Here is a 15,511-nt window from a genome sequence, read left to right as displayed (position 1 = left end):
TAGGCCAAAGTATATGGTTATGCAATAAGCAAGCTGCTCCGAATCACAGTCTTCCCCCTCCTGCCCTTTGCGGTGCTGGCCTACTTGTCGGCTGGCCCAGGAGGAAGGGGGTGATGGGGAGCGCTGGCGTCCCCTTGGGGAAGGGGAGGCAGGTCGAAAAGGGCGCGTTCATCAGCTCGGCGAAGGAAGCGGTCGAGCTGCTGAAGGACAAACTCCTTGAAGTCAGGTCGCTTTTCCGTTTCGGCGAGTACCCACGCGCCCGCCAGAATTTTGCGCCGGGTATCGGCTTTGCGATCGCGTGCGCGATCGCGGTTTTGCTCCCGCCGTATTTGGGCCTCGATGGCCTTCTTCTTAGCGAGCAGTTTCTCTATTCGGGGGTTTGACATCTGCACCTCCGAGTAACAGTGTATCTTCTCTTATGCCGCCCTGCAATAGCGGATGTCCGCCCTTTCAGCGCTCCCTGCTCTGGCGCTGTGTTAACCTCGCCGGAGGAGTCAGAGGGGTGATCGGCGGCGAATCCAGTGCCGACAAGGACGGATCTGCAGGCGCTCCTTTGTTAAACGCCTCCAAGAGCGCCTTATGTTCAGCAACGGCGGTGGGATTGGCAGCGATGGCCTGCTGCGTACCGGCGTTGTCCATTGTGAACAGGACTTCGCCAGGAAGCGGGTGAAACTTGTCCTGCCGTACCAATTCTATGGCCGTCCGGTAGAGGCGTTTTATCCTGCTGGCAGTTTCAATCGGGAACAGAGCCTCGCCAGGCAGAAGGCCGCTTCTGACACTTCCATTGCAGTGGCGAAAGCTTTTGAACTGCTGGAGCAGAGCTGCGTAGCTTTCGGATGGCGCACCCGGCTGAATCCCTTCTTTCGTGATACCGATGTCCTGTACCAGGCGGTGGAGTTGATCCTGACTGGCAGCTTTTTGATCGAATCGTCTGAACACCGATACCTTCTGGTCCAGGTAGTCAGCAAGGGTCGCATACACATCAATGATATGCTGTCGCGCAAGCGCCTGCCTAATCGGGTCATTCCCGGCCAATCTCCAGATCTGACCTAGATCTGCTTCGTTATAAAAAAAGTTACCGGTCGCGAAGATACTATCAACCGTGACCGTAGGGTCCACAAGGGGCAAGCCTTTGCTTGACACCTGAGCTGGCTGTGATCTGGTCGTTTGAGCTAACCCAATAAATGGTTTATAGACCTCTTTTCCGTCCTTGACGCCCTGCACATAGCTCGTCGCGTGCTCTTTTATGGCGGTCGTACCTTGCAGGTGCTCGATACTTTTCATCAGGGTATGAAAGAAATCCTGGCCTTTTTCCTGCTCGGCGTATTCGATCAGCGCGACAAACTTCTGCGCTGCCCGTGTCTGTTCGGGGGCCAGGGACGCTCTGGCCGTCTCAATTTCCCGCCATTCACGAGCCAGGATAGAGGGGATTTTAGCATAGCCGCGCGTTGCCACGTCCGCCTCGGCGGCGAGCGCTGCTATCTTGCCGTAGAACATCTGCGGAGTTCCAGCAACAGCGCAGCAGGCAGCAAGGTAAATGGCATATTTGCATATATCCAGTTCATGGTTACACAGCCCGTTTGAGTCGATGGAACCGCCTTCCAGGAGGCGGGAAGAAAGTACGCTCGCCTCGCCGAGAATCTCCCCCCAATCATGCACCAGCGCAGCACGGGCACCCTGGCAGCGAGACTCATATGTGCCCGGATCGTTAGCTCCAACACGCTCGAAGAGATGATCCCACTCGACGACTGTATGGGCGGAATGCTCTGCCGTGTTGCCGCTTTGTTCCGGGGAAATATAAGGGTTGCCACGAGCACGCCGGGTGGCGCTGAGCGCGGTCATCATCATGGTGGCAAGCTGTAGTTCAAAGGGCGAGAAACCTAATTCAGAGTCCTCGTTAAGTGCATGTACGATCGCTTTATAAACGGCTTCTGGCTCTTGCTCCGGCCTGGACGGACCTTGATAGTCTGTAAGATCAATAATCTGCTGTCTTCTTTCTGTATATGTGCGTGCCATAGTGATCCCATATCATCAAAAAATTCACTATGGCATAGTTCTACTTAAAAAAGTGTTAACGCTAATCAATAAAATAGGTGCCTGCCGCCGAGCGGGAGCTGCTATCTTGCCGTAGAACATCTGCGGAGTTCCAGTAGCCCCCCTTTTTCTTCCTACTGCCCTCGCGCCGCAGGCGCTTCCGTTTTTTCTTGCCAGTGAGTACAGGCGCTGGGATAGCACAGGGTTTGCGGCAGGCTGAGCGGGCGGGGTAGAATTTCCAGGCTATGCAGCGTTGATAGTGATGGTAGGGAACCCGAAGGGCGCACTTACGCAAACTGCGTTTGCTGTGCGGCAGTGGGTTGCACCCCTGCACCCTGCCTCAAGGGCTTTCACGCCCCTGAGAACCCTCGACAAGGCGGGGCGTGCCTGCCCCTCCTTGACCTCCCAGCGTCAGGGGTGATTGCACCCCCGACACCCGCAACAAGGGGCGTGCCTGCCCCTTGACCCTGCGGTGATCCGGCGTTAATAGGGCCTGAAGGAGCAGCGCATGAGGGCAGCCACCTGGTATCATTGCAGTGTAAAGCCCATAAGCCGGTCAAGCGGTCGCACCGCCATCGCGGCAGCGGCTTACCGGGCAGGAACCCGGATGCATGATGACCAGCTCGACAAAACGTATGATTATACGCGGCGGCGCGGCGTCCTGGCCTCTTTCATTGTCGCGCCTTCGCAGGCACCGGAATGGGCGTCTAATCTGGAACGCTTGTGGAACGAGGCGCAGGCGAAAGACAACCGGGTGAATTCACGGCTGGCCCGCGAGGTCGAACTTGCCTTGCCCAACTCGCTCGACGCAACCAAGCGCGAAGCGCTGGCACGGGATTTTGCGCTTCACCTGGTTGACCGTTACGGGGTTGCGGTATCGGTTGCCCTGCATGAGCCGTCGCGCCACGGCGACGACCGGAACTACCACGCGCATATCCTGTTTTCGACCCGGCGCATGGACGAAAACGGGTTTACAGAGAAAACCCGCGAGCTGGACGACCGCCGGGCTGGTCCCCTGGAAGTAGAGCATCTTCGGGAATTCGTTGCTGGCTTGATCAACGCCTACCTCGAAGAAGCCGGTATTGACGAGCGTGTGGACCATCGTAGCTTTGCAGACCGGGGCATCAACCAGGAGCCGACGACGCATATGGGCGTCGAGGCGACGGCGATGGAGCGACGAGGGGAGCCTTCCGAGTTGGGCGACCGCAACCGTGATGTACTGGCACATAACCAGCAGATAGAGGCGCTCGTAAACGAACTGGCAGCCATCGATGCTGAACTATCCGCTGAAATGGAGGGTCAGCCCTCCGCAGGGAGGGAAATAGAGAGCGGTCGCAGCGAAGCGCTCCTGAAGGCGGAAGAAGAACACACAACGTCCGGCAAGGGCAGCCAGACGGAGGCCCATCTAGACACAGAGGCGTATAGTATATTTAACAGCCCGGCAGTAAGGGATTATGAGCGCAGTATCCGGGAGGAGGGAGAAATACGGGAGTATGGGGTAGGAAGCGGAGCATGGTATGACCGCACGGTGGCGCTCTTTGAGAACATCTACTATCGCACGATGGCCGCGATTAGTCGTGCCAGGGAAAGCGTAGAGCGGTTCGTAAGCCGGTATATTTTCCAGGCTCGCGATATTGACGAGCCGGATAAGGACGGATGATAATGGCAGAACCCGGATTTCGGGAGGACATGAAGCAGTTCGCTCTGAGCGCCCTCGCTGACATAGCAAATTCATATCAAGATCTGCTCATTCGAGGACACCTCATGCCGTCCAGGGACTTGTCACTCTGGATCGCGGAGGAAGAATACGAGAGGGAGCATGCTGTGCCGGCGACCTACTCGCTTGAAGCAGAACCCCCGGATTCATCCCTGCAGGTAGAGCCAGAAGCGTGATTATGAGCGATGATCCCCTTGCGCCATTCCGGCGCAAGCAGCAACCAGCGTCTCCCGATCAGGAGCAGCGATCATTGACGGAGCATCAGGCGTTGGGACTGGCAATAGACGTGCTGAATGAGATCCCTAATTCCAGGCTAAGAATGAGGGACTACGCGACCACCTATAAGCTCATTCCCGATCTGGGAAGGACCTACCGGGAAGGGGAGAGACGCGCCAGGCTGATGGAGTTAGCTCCCATGATCCTCGATACCCTTGACCTGTGCGAAGACGCTCTGACTGAACTGGGCCGGACGGATGATGGCACGCCGTCTATCCAGGCGTTTATCAATATCCAGGTTATCAAGAAAGAATTAAGTTCACCACAACAACCGGGAATGGTAAACGAAAGTCGGTCGGTTGCAAAAGTATCTCATGGGCTGGCGGGTCCATCTCAGGGAAATACTGAGAGAGAGCCAGATACCGACATAGAACCAGAGGAAAGGTAGTCACCATGAGCCAGGATTCTGATGACCCATTAGCCGCATTTCGCAGCGGCGAGACCCAGGTCAGCGGCATCAGCCGGAAAATAGCCGGGCATATCAGTCCAGCAGCGTTTCGGCAGATCAGTCAGAGTGCGACCTCCGACCAGATGGCCGGCGATCCCCACCATTATGCAGCATACGGGCCAGGCGACCGAAGTCAGGAGCGCCTGCAGATCCGTCCAAAAAAAGGACCCTGGCATAGCCCAAGTTATCGTTACCTTATAGATATTGTCTATGATCCCCAGGGGAAGGAGCTGGTTTTAGTATACAGCGCCCTGCTAGTAAAAATCGCTGGCCGGAACCTGCAATCCCTTTACGAAGCCCTGTTTGAAGGTACTTGCGCTTTCGTCCAGGAGTATCATCCGACGCGGTTTACACCTCCCGGCAGAGATGAGCCGATAATCGAGTTCCTCGAACTTGTGGTAAGGGGCGTTGAGGAAGAGCCGAAGGGAAAGAAATAGCCGAAGCGCCTGCGGCGCGAGGGCAGTAGGAAGAAAAAAGGGGGCTGCTGCTTTCTCGCCGTATTTGCATCGCAAAAAATAACCGTTTCGCGCGTTGTTGTAATATACGGCAATGAAGGGAGCAGGTATGACCAATTTTCCCGACTTTCACCCGCTCACCGTGATTCGGGATTGGGGAAGGGGCCAGGCGTTCCGGCTGGCCGATGCATTAACCGGGGTAGCGGTTTTCGGGGCCACCGGCTCCGGCAAGACAAGCGGCGTAGCCAAACATCTTGCGCTCGGATACCTCGCTAATGATTTCGGCGGCCTGGTGCTGTGTGCGAAGAAGGAAGAGCGATACCAGTGGGAGAGATGGGCCAGGGATGCCGGCAGGGAGGACGACCTGGTGATCGTGAATGGAGCCGGCCAGGCGCGGTTTAATTTCCTGGATTGGGAAGCGAGCCGGGCAGGGGAGGGCGGGGGCCTGACCATCAATATCGTAGCCCTGCTCGACGAACTGGCCGGAGCAATCGCCGGCAACGCCGGGAAGGATGAGAACGGCGGCGAGAACAAGTTTTTCGACGATGCCCTCCACCACCTCCTGACCAACCTCGTAGACTTGCCCATCTTCGCCGGCCTGCCGGTTTCTCTGCCACTGTTGCGCTCGATCGTCACAACCGCGCCGACCAGCCTCAAGGAACTGGAAGACCCGGACTGGCAAAAGGCGAGCGCCTGCGCTGCCATCATCCGGGAGGCGGAGGACAAGCTGACCACCGCCCCGTCCGATTTGCGGCAGGACTTGGAAGAATGCAAAAACTACTGGCTGCGGGAGTTCCCGGTGCTTTCGGAGAAAACCCGCAGCATTATTGTGTTGTCGTTCTCCATGTTAGTGCGTCCCTTTATCACCCGCCCGCTCAGGAAGCTTTTTTCGACCGATACGACCGTCAGGCCGGAGGACGCCTTTGCAGGCAAGATCATCATTGTCGATCTCCCCGTTCAGGAATACCGGTTGGCTGGTCGTGTCGCCAACCTGGCATGGAAATATTGTTTCCAGGTCGCCGTGCTCCGCCGCATGCAGCCGCAGCGTGGCTATCTGCGCCCGGTGTTCCTGTGGGCCGATGAGGCCCAGAACTTCGTCAGTGACTTTGACGCCGAGTATCAGGCGGTTGCCCGCTCGGCGGGAGGCTGCACCGTCTACCTCACCCAGAACCGGGAGAGTTACCGGCGCGTGCTGGGCAATGACGACGCGGTGGATAGCCTGCTGGGAAATTTGCAGGCGAAATTCTTCTGTCAGAATAGTGGCGACACGAATGAATGGGCCGCGAAGCTGCTGGGCGAGCGCTGGGTCAATGTAACCAGTACCAGCTCGAACCGCAGCGAGCAGGGAGCAACCGGCGGCGTCTCGCGAAGCGAGCAGCGCCGGTACTTTGTTGAGCCGTCTGAGTTTACGACGCTCAAGCGAGGGGGCGATGTGAATAACTTCCTGGTCGAATGTATCGTTTACAAGGGCGGTCACCTCTTCGAGGGGTTACCTTACAAGCTGCTCACATTCAACCAGAGAACATGATGAAAGGAGGTGGAAAAGGTCCTGTGGGGCGGCTTCGATTGGTGATTGATTTTGTAAGGACATTCTTAATGAAAACAAGGTGGAAGACATGCAGATGCAACAACAGCAGGGTACGACTATCGCGCAGAAAATTGAAATTGGCGCGAATATCGTCTATACCATCGCATTTCCAGTGATGGTGTTGCTGCGCCGTCGGCTCGGCTATCGCTTCATCAGCCAGCCGCGCCTGATCATTTCAGCCCTCTTCTTCTGGATCGCGGCGATATTCACAGTATCACCCGCCACTCCCCTCGCTTCGTCCAATGCGTTCCTGCTCGTCCTCTTTGCACTGGCTTTCCTGATCTGGGGATTCGTGCAACGCGCCCTGCGCTGGCGCGACATCAAACAGGGCGTCCCCTGGCACAGCCGCAGCAGGGGCATTAGCTGGTTCGCGTTCCTGCCACTCAATGACAGCTCGGTAAAGCGTTTTGTCGATCCGGCTGTTGTACTGGTAGTGGGAGGATTGTTTGCTCTGACCGGAGTGCAAAGATTACTAGGCATTTACCTGATGGTGGCGGCCCTCTGCCTGTTCGCGTTCGAGTCGTATGATTACGAGCGCTCAATCAATATGATGCTGGACCAGCTTGACAATCTGGTGGATAGCGAGGTGATGGGCGAGAACATGGAGTACTACCACGGAGGGCCAGGCCAGGTTAAACAGCGCTCCCTGGACGAAACCGCAGGCATCCCGACCGGGATCTCCCCCGATCTGGAAGTCCAGATCCAGCGGCGGAGGACGCGGGCAACCGCTCCACCGCCTGATAATATGGTGACAACGGCGCCATAACCAAGCAACGCTGTTTCACAGTGTGAACACAATCAGCCCTCGGCGAGGTTCTTCCCCCGCCGAGGGTTCTTTTATCGCGATGCTACCGCGTTTCCTACTGTATAGAAGCCGCTGGTTGCGCTTGTCCCGCTAACCCCAGTGCCTGCTTTATCCGGCCATGCCTGGTTATTGTATTCGGTGTTGATCCAATCGGCGGAGTACGAGGTGGTGGAGAAGCGCAGCTCGTCCATATAGATTTCTGACTGATCGCCGTTAGGACTGTCTCCTGCCCCCGTTCCGTTGCCTGTGTTTGATAACACCGCAGGGCAACCGGTATTCTGCCCTGCTAGGGTACCATTCACATATATCGAGCAGGAAGTGCCATTTCTCGTTGCCGCCACATGGTACCAGGTGTTCAGAGCGGGACAAACGCTACTCACAGTACGGGACGTAACATTGGATGAACTCAGCAGATAGAGGGTTGGACAGTTGTCTGCAGGTGGGACGTTGTTGGAGAAGGTGCTGGTGCTCGCAAGGCCCCAGGTGCTGGAGTTTGCACCGGTAGCCAGAGAAGTGCTGGGGTCGCCGCCACTCGCCTCCGCCGACGTAACAATCCAGTCGTTGTACCAGTGCCATGAATGGTCGGTTTTATTGACCCAAGCCTCGACTGTAAATGTGCTGGTATTCTCATACATGTCATATGTGGGGTCATTCCCTATCCACATACAGTAGCCGTTATAGGAGGGATTGTTGAAGGAAACTGCCGAGCCGGTTCCAAACGGCGATGTGGTGGTGGGCGGAATACTGCACCAGCTTGAGGACAGAATAGAAGCGGAGTTGGCATTGGTCGCGCTCGATCCATTCGCGCCAGAGCCGAAATGCCACACCCCCCGATAGGTGTTGCCGCTCGTCCATATGCCCGCTTTATTGGACTGGTCCGTCTGGTTTGCGGTGCAGTATTGCAGGTAGATAACCGTATCGGTCGCATGGGAAAGCGTGGGTATATTAACCCAGTAATTAACTGCTCCGTTGGTCTGGTTATAGCTTTCCTGTTCATAAGCCAGCAATGTTGTGCCCGCTGCGTCTGAGGTGAACTTGATATCATAGCCGTTGCTGTTTTTCACCTGGCCCCCGTTGGCCTGGGTTGCCAGGTAAGGGTACACACCGGCGAATAGCATGGGGAAATTCGTGAGATCCGTGCCGCTAATAGCCCCAACCTTAGTATGGTCGATAGTGATGGAGCGATAGGTCGGCGAGCAGGAGCAGGCGGCAGCCTTCGCTGCCGCGTATGCCGCGCTCGCGACGTATGACTGCGGTATGGCGTTTATGTTGAACTGCGTGCTGCTATACACTACATGGTCATCGAATGTATTGGTAGTGCTTTTGTTGACAAAGCTTTGGAACTGTCCAGCCCCGTTGGCGGTAAGTCCTCCGCCGTGTTGAACTTGGGCGTTGTCGGCCTGGGCAGTATCAGTAGAGCCGGAGTCAAAGCGTTTCGCCGTTCCGGTGCTCCCTGCAAGCGGCAACCACGCCCCGAAGCCGTCCTTGCCGTGACTTACCAGGGCAACGACTGTATTATGGATATTTCCGTTGTCATTGACCCAGATCGTGCCGGGCAAAACATTCCAGGGGCAATAAAACGCAGTGGCGTTGGTATCAACTGCGTAGGTGATGTCGCGGCCCCATCCGTCAAGCGCATAGTCATAGGACAAGCCGAGCGAGGTCACTGGAACCATGCCGATGGCGATATGATTGGTGCTGTCAGCATAAGCCGCTGCCGGAGAACCGCCCGTACAATTGTTCGTTGTTCCTGGCTTGGCCGCCGCAACGCCGTAGCTGCTGCTGCCGATGGGCTGGGTTGGATCGGCGGGACAGGGCAATACTCCATTAGCAACCTGGTACTGGCGCAGGGCTGTCAGAATGGCATTCATCCTGATAACGCTGGTCGCATCGTGCTGAATTTCGGCCTGGGGAGTGGGAAGCACCGCCACTATGACCAGAGACGCGACTGTAAGCAATATGCTGATCTGGATGAGATTGAATCCCGACTGAGCCTGCCTCCCCTTCCCCAAGGGGACGCCAGCGCTCCCCATCACCCCCTTCCTCTCCAGCTTTAACTGTTTATTAACCATAAAATTATATTATTTTGCATGAAATATTCTGTTTATCAACTGCGATGTGAAGGACGATGGCTACTTCTTCCCCTCCGAAACTGCCGCCTGAGAAAGCAGGAAAGCGCCTGCCGGAAGGTATAGTACAGCCGGGTATCTTTAGCCAGCTCGTTGAGGAATCTAGCCAGACAAGGCAGTCCTCATTGCAGCGCAAAGAGCGGCCTGGAGCAGCATCCGGGCCTCCTGTGTTCGGCCAGCCCGTGCCGCAACGGACAAGGCAGGCAAGAAAAAACGCAAGATCGGCGGAAGGCGTAGTGCAGGCTTCTCTGGAAGACCTGCTGGATACTGATAGCGAGCAGAAAAAAGACACCACACAATCGGAGCAGCCATATGACCGACGCATTAACCAGCTTAGTTTTGAGAATCTGGCAGAATCACAATCCGGCGCTGCTGATGGAGCTTCAGCGGGAGAATCGGTTGGAGACGGCCCTGGAAGCAGAGGTGGAGAGACTCAACGATCTGCTGTACGAACTGGAAGTGATACAGAAGATGAGCCACCAAGCGGCCTGGGAGATAGCAGTCGATCAGATTCTCCTGCCCGGCCCGGAAGAAGAGTCATCCTCGACGACCCTGAACCAGAACCGCGAGCCTCCCGCGATCTCCGAATAACGCCGGAACACGGGATCGGCTCAGGCAGCCTGAAGGAAAAGGCCGAGGCCAATATCGCCGCGATTAAGCTCCTGAAAAAGCTTGAGGAGGAAGACCGCGAAGCGATGGAGGAAGAGAAGGCGGTCCTGGTCCGGTACGCCGGCTGGGGGGCGCTTGCTCAATGTTTCGATAACTGGAGACTGGACCCAATCACGCAGCGGATGAATCGTGACTGGCAAACGGTTATCGCCGCCGAGCTGAGACAGCTTCTTACTGATGAGGAATATGAATCGGCCAGGGCAACGACCCCGAACGCGCATTTCACCTCGCCCGTCGTGATTGAAGCGATCTGGAAAGGCATGGAACGCCTGGGACTGAAAGAAGGCGCGGAAGTGCTGGAGCCGTCAATGGGCGTTGGCCATTTCTTTGGTCTTCAACCAGAGCACCAGCAGCCCACCCACCGCACAGGCGTAGAGCTGGATTCTATCACGGCGAGAATTGCTAAGAAGCTTTACCCGGATGCGAGAGTGCTCCATAAGGGGTTTGAAGAAACGCAGCTCCCCGATGATTATTTCGACGTGGTGGTAGGCAATGTCCCGTTTGGGGATTATGGCGTTCACGATCCCAGTATGCCTCGCCGTCTAAGAAGCTCCATCCACGATTATTTCTTTGCCAAGTCGCTGGAAAAAGTGCGTCCTGGCGGCGTGATGGCGCTGATCACCAGTCATTACACGATGGATAAGAAGGATGACGTTATCCGTAGGCACCTCGTCGACAAGGCCGACCTCATAGGCGCAATCCGTCTGCCCAATACAGCCTTCAAAGGCAATGCCGGGACGGAAGTGGTGACGGATATTCTGTTTCTGCGCAAGCGTGAAGAAGGAACGGAGCCGACAGGAGAGCAGTGGGCGGAGACGGGCACTACCTGGGTAGATGGCCATGAGATAACGCTCAACGAATATTACATCAGGCATCCTGAAATGATGCTCGGCGAGATGAAGCTCATCCGTGGTATGTACCGCGCTGACGAGCCAACGCTTGTCGGAGAGCTGACGCCGGGGAAATTGCAGGAGGCCCTGAAGGCGCTTCCTGAAGGCGTGTATCTCCCTCGCTACCAGGGCCGCCGCGCTCCGGCGCATGGTCTGTTGATAGCCACTCCGGAGCGCTTTATCGGCGTCAAGGACGGCGCGTATGCGATCGTGGACGGTCAGATCGTCATTCGTCGGGGTGACAGTTTCGAGCAGGTGCATATGACGGCAGCAGCGGCAGGGCGTGTGCGCGGCATGATGCAAGTGCGCGACGCGGTACGCGAGGTGCTGCGGACGCAGCTAGACGACGCGCCAGAGCCGGAAATCGTCCGGGCGCGGCAGGAGCTAAACCGCGTCTATGACGGTTTTGTAAAGCGGCACGGCTACCTTTCCATACGCGAGAATTTCCGCGCCTATGCTGGCGACCCCGACCTGCCCCTTCTTCTCTCCCTGGAAAACTTTGACCCCGAAACCAAGGCCGCAACCAAGACCGCGATATTTACGCAACGCACGCTGGAGCGCTACAAGCCAGTTGAGAGCGTCGAGACGGCGATAGAGGCACTCACTGTATCCCTCAACGAGACGGGCCGCATCGACTGGCAGCGCATGGGGGAGCTAACGGGTTTTACCGATGCCGAAATGCAGGCAGAGCTTTCCGGCCAGGTATACCGCAACCCAGAGGGCGGCCAGTGGGAGACGGCGGACGAATACCTGAGCGGCGACGTGCGGGCGAAGCTGCGTGCCGCAACCGCAGCGGCGGCAATCAATCCTGCTTATCAGCCTAATGTCGAAGCCCTTAAATCCGTGCAGCCACCCGACATACCGCCCGGCGACATCAGCGCGAGGCTGGGCGCGGCGTGGATACCCAAAGAGGATGTGCAGCGGTTTATCTGCGAGCTATTGCAGGTTCCCGCCCATGATGTGACTGTTGCCCATGCCGAGGCGATAGCAACGTGGAGCGTAAGGCTCGATTATTTTGCCGACCGCACCGTTGCCAACACGACGACCTACGGCACCAAGCGCGTACACGCCTCTGACTTGATCGAAGACGCGCTTAACCTCCGAACGCCCACCGTTTACGACACGTTGACCGATGGAACAAGGGTGGTCAACCAGGAAGAAACTATCGCAGCCCGCGAGGCGCAGCAGAAAATCAGGGACCGCTTCGCTATATGGGTATGGGAAGATCCAGAGAGAGCCGAGCGTCTGGCTCGGATCTATAACGACCGGTTCAATAATATTCGCCTGCGCACCTTTAATGGCTCGCATCTGACGCTGCCAGGAATGAATCGCATCGGCCTGCGTAACAACGATCTCGATCCCCACCAAAAAAGCGCCGTCTGGCGCATCTTGCAAAGCAGGAGCGCACTGATCGGCCATGTGGTCGGTGCGGGCAAGACAGCGACCATCGCCGCAACCTGCATGGAGCAGAAGCGCCTCGGTCTGCGCAAGAAGCCCATGATTGTCGTGCCTAACCATCTGGTCGAACAATGGGGAGCAGCGTTCCTGCAACTGTACCCACAGGCGAATATCTTTGTCGCCGGCAAGGAGCATTTCACAGCGGGCAACCGCGAAAAGGCGATGGCACGCATTGCCACCGGCAATTATGACGCGGTAATCATCTCCCAGAAATCCTTTGAGGCCCTGCCCGTCTCCGATGCCACGTTCAACCACTTCATGCGCAAACAGCTTGCGAGCCTGGAGGATGCACTGCTCGAAGCAAGAGCCGAGAAAGGCGACAACCGCTCCATCGTCAAGCAGCTTGAGAAGGCGAAAATGCGCCTGGAAACAAAGATTGCCGACCGGCTGAAGCGTGAGCATAAGGACGACGGCGTAACCTGGGAGCAGCTTGGCATTGATCAGATTTTTGTGGACGAAGCCGATATGTACAAGAACCTGGGCTTTACCACGAAGATGAACCGGATCGCCGGACTGTCCAATACCGAGAGCAACCGGGCGATGGATATGTACATGAAGACGCGCTACCTTGCCGAGCGCGGCGGCGGGATCGTGTTTGCGACCGGCACCCCCATCAGCAATACGATGGCCGAAATGTACACCCTCATGCGCTACCTCGCGCCGCAGATGCTGCAAGCCGCAGGGCTTGAGCATTTTGACGCCTGGGCAGCAAACTTCTGTGAGCCGGTGACGGCGCTGGAGCTTGCCCCGGATGGCAGCGGCTACCGGATGAACACGCGCATGGCGAAGTTTGTCAACCTGCCAGAACTGCTGTCGATGTTCCGCAGCTTTGCCGACATCCAGACAGCGGAGATGCTTCACCTGCCGCGCCCTGCCATCGAGGGAGGCAAGCCCAAGGTGGTCGTTTCTCCTGCCTCGTCGGAGCTGAAGGATTATGTGGAGAGACTGGTAGTCCGCGCCCAGCAGCTCCGGCAGGTTGACCCGCGCGTCGATAACATGCTCAAGATCACCGGCGACGGCAGGAAAGCGGCGCTCGATATGCGCCTGGTGAACGCGACAGCGGAGCCAGGCCCCGGCTCGAAGGTTTACATGGCTGTTGACAATATCTACCATGTTTGGAAGGAAACGGCGGCGCAGCGATCCACTCAGCTTGTTTTCTGCGATCTGTCCACTCCGACCGGCGATGGCTTCAATATCTACGCTGAAATTCGCGCCCGACTCATTGAGCGCGGCATCCCGGCGAAGGAGATCGCCTTTATTCACGATGCCGACACGGATGCGAAGAAGAAAGAGCTGTTCGACGCGGTAAACGCTGGCCGCATTCGTGTGCTTCTAGGCAGCACCGAGAAAATGGGGGCGGGAACCAACGTCCAGCAAAAGCTGATCGCCGTGCATCACCTGGACGCACCGTGGAGGCCGAGGGACATCGAGCAGCGCGACGGGCGCATACTTCGCCAGGGCAACGAGAACAAGCAGGTTCAGATTTACCGCTATGTCACGGAGGGAAGTTTCGACGCCTACATGTGGCAGTTGCTGGAGACGAAGGCGCGGTTTATCGGCCAGGTGACGAGCGGCGATGTCACCGTGCGCGAGGCGGAAGACTTAGAAAGCGGAGCCTTGAGTTTTGCGGAAATCAAAGCATTGGCGTCTGGCAACCCGCTGGTGCTGGAAAAGGTGGAGATTGATACCGAGATGCGCCGCCTGGATGCGCTCCGGGCTGCACATATCAACCAGCAGATTGAAATTGGTAAGCAGATGCGCATCCTGCCTAGTCGGGTTGAGCAATCAAGAGAGTATCATGCTGGTCTACTCGTTGACATAGCAATGCGCGATCGGCACAATACGCCGGAATTCGCCATGACGATAGGCGGGCAGGTGATTACCGGCAAGAGAGCGCGGGAAGCTGCCGGGAAGGCCATTCTCCAGGAGATTGCTGCAGCGCACGATGGTAGGGGAGGAGCAATAACCATTGGCAGCTATAGGGGCTTTGCGATCAGCACGACCTGCGGCAAAAAGAGCGCACCCAGGCTCTATTTGCGTGGTCGTAATTCCTATGAAATAAGCGTGAATATGGGAAACCCGCTGGGCACTATTGCCAGCATTGACTACGCGCTGCGGCGTCTTGACCATTCCGCTGAGGTGGAGCTGGCAGCCATCAAGCGGATGGAAAAGGAGCTGGCGGACTATCAGGTGCAGCACGGTCGGATATTTGAGCATGAAGAGCAATGGCAGGCGATGCAGGAGAAGCAGAGGCAAATCAACCAGCGGCTTGAACTAGGTAAAGACGAGGCGCAGGTCGTTGCGGAACCAGAACAGGCAGGAAGGAAGGAAGAGATAGAGCGGGATAGCGCTGTTCCATCGCCTGCGAATGCGCAGGTCGGCCTTCCGGGCACTCGGACAACCAAGCCGGAAGAAGAGCGGGGCATCACCGACCAGACCCGTGCCGCATTCGCCAGCCCTATTTTCTTTGAGGGATTATTCGCCTGCCAGGTGGGAGGTGGACGCATAAATCGTATTGTTATTAGCCAATCCCCCGAAGATGCTATGAGTTTTTATCAGTTCCTCAGCGGCGAGTATGGGCTTTATATCTGCATCCCCTGTGCCCCAGAGGAGCTTTCCTCTGCGCAGAGCAGGAAAGTAAGGGAAGCCCTGATGGATCTTCGCACAAGGGTTGTTACCGCGACCAACGGCAACCCAACAGGAGAGAAAATAGCAGTGTTCATTTCTTCAATCCGCCAGGATGCGGTCCGGGTACGTCCTGCCCGCCCTGATCGCAGGGACCTCCAGTACGAATGCTGGACGGACGTCCTTACGGAAAGGCGGAAGCCGCCTCTGAGACAGCTTCCTGCAGTAGGTAAGCAAGCGCCGGAATCAGCCCATGAGGTAACGCCGAGCGTAACCCCGATGAACTGGGGCGGCAGAGGCCGGAGCGCTATTCCGCCCTCCGATCCGACTGTCTGACAGCAGAAGCATGTAACGTGCTGAGATACGATTCTGGTGGCCTTGCCAGCGCCAGGCAGGAAATCATAGGTCAGGCTCCCG

Annotated in this window: 10 protein-coding genes; 8 read left to right on the top strand and 2 right to left on the bottom strand. The window is 57.0% G+C overall.

The features are described from left to right. The first annotated feature begins 110 nt into the window (after nucleotides 1-110). Nucleotides 111-383 carry a hypothetical protein gene (locus tag N688_RS04220; RefSeq protein WP_156025287.1) on the top strand — a complete coding sequence of 91 codons (273 nt, stop codon included), beginning with the start codon at nucleotides 111-113 and terminating at the stop codon, nucleotides 381-383. 67 nt (nucleotides 384-450) lie between these two features. On the opposite strand, the gene N688_RS04215 is transcribed toward N688_RS04220, so the two are convergent. Further along, complete coding sequence (locus N688_RS04215) at nucleotides 451-2,016, bottom strand: hypothetical protein (RefSeq protein ID WP_052888117.1); 1,566 nt, start codon at nucleotides 2,014-2,016, stop codon at nucleotides 451-453. Nucleotides 2,017-2,542: 526 nt separating this feature from the next. On the opposite strand from N688_RS04215, the gene mobQ reads away from it, so the two are divergent. The 5 genes from mobQ to N688_RS04185 all read left to right on the top strand — a co-directional run bounded on the left by mobQ (nucleotide 2,543) and on the right by N688_RS04185 (nucleotide 7,284). Then, nucleotides 2,543-3,694 (top strand): MobQ family relaxase, encoded by a 1,152-nt coding sequence (gene mobQ / locus N688_RS04210; RefSeq protein WP_081838499.1) that lies wholly within the window; start codon nucleotides 2,543-2,545, stop codon nucleotides 3,692-3,694. A 235-nt stretch (nucleotides 3,695-3,929) separates the two neighbouring features. Further along, nucleotides 3,930-4,415: a hypothetical protein gene (locus N688_RS04200; RefSeq protein ID WP_052888114.1), complete on the top strand. Its 486-nt coding sequence runs from the start codon at nucleotides 3,930-3,932 to the stop codon at nucleotides 4,413-4,415. A gap of 5 nt (nucleotides 4,416-4,420) precedes the next feature. Then, nucleotides 4,421-4,912, top strand: coding sequence for a hypothetical protein (locus N688_RS04195; RefSeq protein WP_052888113.1), 492 nt, complete (start codon nucleotides 4,421-4,423; stop codon nucleotides 4,910-4,912). A gap of 127 nt (nucleotides 4,913-5,039) precedes the next feature. Further along, the gene (locus N688_RS04190; RefSeq protein ID WP_052888112.1) at nucleotides 5,040-6,458 is read left to right on the top strand and encodes a type IV secretory system conjugative DNA transfer family protein; all 1,419 of its coding nucleotides are present in this window, start codon (nucleotides 5,040-5,042) and stop codon (nucleotides 6,456-6,458) included. Between the two features lie 88 nt (nucleotides 6,459-6,546). Beyond that, complete coding sequence (locus N688_RS04185) at nucleotides 6,547-7,284, top strand: hypothetical protein (protein ID WP_052888111.1); 738 nt, start codon at nucleotides 6,547-6,549, stop codon at nucleotides 7,282-7,284. A 71-nt stretch (nucleotides 7,285-7,355) separates the two neighbouring features. Here N688_RS04185 and N688_RS04180 read toward each other — a convergent pair whose 3' ends face one another. Continuing rightward, nucleotides 7,356-9,395: a LamG-like jellyroll fold domain-containing protein gene (locus N688_RS04180; RefSeq protein WP_081838497.1), complete on the bottom strand. Its 2,040-nt coding sequence runs from the start codon at nucleotides 9,393-9,395 to the stop codon at nucleotides 7,356-7,358. A 369-nt stretch (nucleotides 9,396-9,764) separates the two neighbouring features. Between N688_RS04180 and N688_RS23105 the strand changes: the two genes are divergently transcribed. Together N688_RS23105 and N688_RS04170 are read left to right on the top strand one after the other, a co-directional pair. Continuing rightward, on the top strand, nucleotides 9,765-10,043 hold the full coding sequence (locus tag N688_RS23105; protein WP_052888109.1) for a hypothetical protein: 279 nt from the start codon (nucleotides 9,765-9,767) through the stop codon (nucleotides 10,041-10,043). Between the two features lie 104 nt (nucleotides 10,044-10,147). Next, on the top strand, nucleotides 10,148-15,430 hold the full coding sequence (locus tag N688_RS04170; protein ID WP_052888108.1) for a DEAD/DEAH box helicase family protein: 5,283 nt from the start codon (nucleotides 10,148-10,150) through the stop codon (nucleotides 15,428-15,430). The last annotated feature ends 81 nt before the right edge of the window (nucleotides 15,431-15,511 follow it).

It is taken from the genome of Thermogemmatispora carboxidivorans, from assembly GCF_000702505.1.
Lineage (GTDB): Bacteria > Chloroflexota > Ktedonobacteria > Ktedonobacterales > Ktedonobacteraceae > Thermogemmatispora > Thermogemmatispora carboxidivorans.
The sequence above is the reverse complement of the archived record's forward strand: the minus strand, read 5'-3'. Positions and strand labels throughout refer to the sequence as shown.

Bases quoted from the DNA above. Each gene is read 5' to 3' on its own strand.
- N688_RS04200 (WP_052888114.1), top strand. From the start codon at position 3,930: ATGAGCGATGATCCCCTTGCGCCATTCCGGCGCAAGCAGCAACCAGCG.
- N688_RS04185 (WP_052888111.1), top strand. From the start codon at position 6,547: ATGCAGATGCAACAACAGCAGGGTACGACTATCGCGCAGAAAATTGAA.
- N688_RS04170 (WP_052888108.1), top strand. From the start codon at position 10,148: ATGGAGGAAGAGAAGGCGGTCCTGGTCCGGTACGCCGGCTGGGGGGCG.
- N688_RS04215 (WP_052888117.1), bottom strand. From the start codon at position 2,016: ATGGCACGCACATATACAGAAAGAAGACAGCAGATTATTGATCTTACA.
- mobQ (WP_081838499.1), top strand. From the start codon at position 2,543: ATGAGGGCAGCCACCTGGTATCATTGCAGTGTAAAGCCCATAAGCCGG.
- N688_RS23105 (WP_052888109.1), top strand. From the start codon at position 9,765: ATGACCGACGCATTAACCAGCTTAGTTTTGAGAATCTGGCAGAATCAC.
- N688_RS04180 (WP_081838497.1), bottom strand. From the start codon at position 9,395: ATGGTTAATAAACAGTTAAAGCTGGAGAGGAAGGGGGTGATGGGGAGC.
- N688_RS04195 (WP_052888113.1), top strand. From the start codon at position 4,421: ATGAGCCAGGATTCTGATGACCCATTAGCCGCATTTCGCAGCGGCGAG.
- N688_RS04190 (WP_052888112.1), top strand. From the start codon at position 5,040: ATGACCAATTTTCCCGACTTTCACCCGCTCACCGTGATTCGGGATTGG.